Source organism: Verrucosispora sp. SN26_14.1, from assembly GCF_004307965.1.
Taxonomy (GTDB): domain Bacteria; phylum Actinomycetota; class Actinomycetes; order Mycobacteriales; family Micromonosporaceae; genus Micromonospora.
In genome coordinates this window covers 1-2,501 of the sequence record NZ_SISL01000655.1, presented here as the reverse complement: position 1 = coordinate 2,501, position 2,501 = coordinate 1, and the positions used below count along the sequence as shown (strand labels likewise).

Sequence of the window (2,501 nt, the reverse complement as noted above, 5' to 3'; positions counted from 1 at the left end):
TCGACGGTGGCGACACCGGTCTGGTCAGCGAGGGTGAAGAGGTGGTGACGGTGTTGGACGAGCCGACGCAGCCGGGCAACAACGTGGGTCTGGTCGACCAGGAGTTGCTGGTCTCCACGTTCGACTCGGGCGCGGTCGCCGGTGGCGCGTACTCGGTCGACGCCGACCTGTTCCTGCGCACCCCGGCCGATGTCGCCGCGGGCGAGTACACCTCGACGCTGACCCTGTCCCTGTTCGAGTGATCCACCGGGTGGAGGCCGCCCGGCGTGGTGGCCTCCACCCGTACCCCTGCGGGGTAAAGGGCTCGTCGTGAGCGTGCCCAGGATCCCGAGGCGGCGCCGGCGCGCGGCGGCCGGGCGTCACACGCGGAGGGGCAGGCCGTCGTGATGCAGCCGGAACGCGTCCAGGTCGGTGGCGTCGACCGCCAGCCGCAGGCCGGGCAGGTGCCGTGCCACCCGGTCGAACAGGATACGGCTCTCCAACCGCGCCAGGTGCGCGCCGAGGCAGAAGTGGATGCCGTATCCGAAGGCGAGGTGCCGACGGACGTCGGTGCGCGCGATGTCGTACTCGTGCGGCCGGTCGAAGACCGCCGGGTCCCGGTTGGCCCCCCACACCGACAGCCCCACGCGGTCGAACGCGGGGATCCGCCCACCGGCCAGCTCGACGTCCGCGAAGGCGAACCGTGGCGGCACGATCTCCACCGGCCCCCGGAACCGCAGCGTCTCCTCCACCACCGCCTCGGCCAGGGTGGGATCGTCGCACAGCGCCTCCCACTGCGCGGGGTGGGTGAGCAGCAGGCGGAGTCCGTTGACGATCAGGTCGACGGTGGTCTCCTGCCCGGCGATGAGCAGCAACTGCACCAGCGCCACCAACTCGTCGCGGTCCAGCCGGTCCGCCCGGTCCTCCGCCGCCACCAGCTCGGAGATCAGGTCGTCGGCCGGGTCGGCGCGGCGGCGCGCCGCCAGGTCGTCGAGGTACGCCGCGAACTCCAGGGTCGCCGTCGGGCCGTCGAACCCGGCCGACACGATCGCCGCCGACCAGGCCCGGAACTGCGGCCGGTCCGCCTCCGGTACGCCCACCAACTCGGCGATGACGTTGACCGGCACCGGATCGGCGAGGTCTGCCACCGCCTCCACGTGACCCCGCCGACGTGCCCGGTCGACGAGTCGGTCGGCGAGGTCACCGATCCACGGCTCCAGCCGGGCCACCGCCCGCGCGGTGAATCCGCCGCTGACCAGTCCCCGCAGGCGGGTGTGGTCGGGCGGGTCGAGGCTGATGAGCTGCCGGGACTCGATCCTCGCCACCTCGGACAACGCCTCCGGGGCCGGGGCGGGGCCGTCCGGGCGGTGCCGGTGCACCTCGTGCCCGATCATCGGGTGCCGCAGGCCGTGCAGCACGTCGGCATGACCGGCGACCACCCACAGCCGGTTGCCGGCGGGGTCGATCTGGAGCACCGGTCCGCCGCTGTCCCGCACCCGGTCGTAGAACTGGTGCGGGTTCCGGCGTACCACCGGGTCCCACAGCTCCGAAAGGCCGAACGCGACCGCCACCTGGCCTCCTCGGATGAAAGGAAGGGTCCCCTGCTAACGCCTCGTGTATAGCAGGGGACCCCTCCTTACATTCGGGCAGCGAACGTTTCGGGGGAGTTTTCGGGAAGGGAGCACCGACGGGCCTTCCTGAGCCGAGTCGACGGGACGCATCGGTGTAGTGTTCCGCGCAGGTACGAGCGACAGTGCGGGTCGGGCAACGGTCCGAAACAACGCCGAAAACGTTTACAAGATCACGTCCACCGGGAGTGCCTGTACGGGCTTCCGGGGCAGCCTGTCGCCGCTGCGTCGCATCCGTGCCGGTCGTTGGGAGGGAGCACCGCATGACGTCCGAGCCCGAGGTCCCCGCCAACCGCACACCCACCCTCACCGACGTCGCCAAGCTGGCCGGCGTCTCGGTCGCCACTGCCTCCAAGGCCATCAACGGACGTGGCGAGGTGCGGGCGACCACCCGGGTACGCGTGCTGGAGGCCGCCGAGCTGCTCTCCTTCGCGCCGAACGCCCTGGCCCGAGGGCTGCTCAGCGGCCGGACCGGGACGGTCGGCCTGCTCACCAGCGATCTGGAGGGACGGTTCTCGATCCCCATCCTGATGGGGGCCGAGGACGCCTTCGGGGCGGGGCAGGTGTCGGTCTTCCTGTGCGACGCCCGGGGTGACGCGATCCGGGAGAAGCACCACGTCCGCGCGCTGCTGTCGCGCCGGGTGGACGGGCTGATCGTGGTCGGCTCGCGGACCGATCCCCGGCCGCCGCTGGCCGGCAACATCCCGGTGCCGGTGGTCTACGTGTACGCCCCCTCCTCGGACCCGGCCGACATCTCCATCACCGTCGACAACGTCGGTGGTGGCCGCCTCGCCATCGAGCACCTGCTGGCCTGCGGCCGGCGCAACATCGCCCACATCACCGGCGAGCCGGGGTTCCAGGCGGCCCGTGACCGGGCCGAGGGCGCGGCGGCGG

Annotated in this window: 2 protein-coding genes and 1 pseudogene; 2 read left to right on the top strand and 1 reads right to left on the bottom strand. The window is 72.2% G+C overall.

The annotated features are described in order from the left end of the window. A pseudogene (locus tag EYA84_RS30490) lies at positions 1-242 on the top strand (hypothetical protein); the annotation flags it as partial. Positions 243-359: 117 nt separating this feature from the next. Here the strand turns inward: EYA84_RS30490 and EYA84_RS30485 are convergent. Further along, on the bottom strand, positions 360-1,550 hold the full coding sequence (locus EYA84_RS30485; RefSeq protein WP_131057674.1) for a cytochrome P450: 1,191 nt from the start codon (positions 1,548-1,550) through the stop codon (positions 360-362). A gap of 320 nt (positions 1,551-1,870) precedes the next feature. Here EYA84_RS30485 and EYA84_RS30480 point away from each other — a divergent pair. Continuing rightward, the coding region (locus tag EYA84_RS30480; RefSeq protein ID WP_131057673.1) for a LacI family DNA-binding transcriptional regulator at positions 1,871-2,501 on the top strand (631 nt) is incomplete at its 3' end.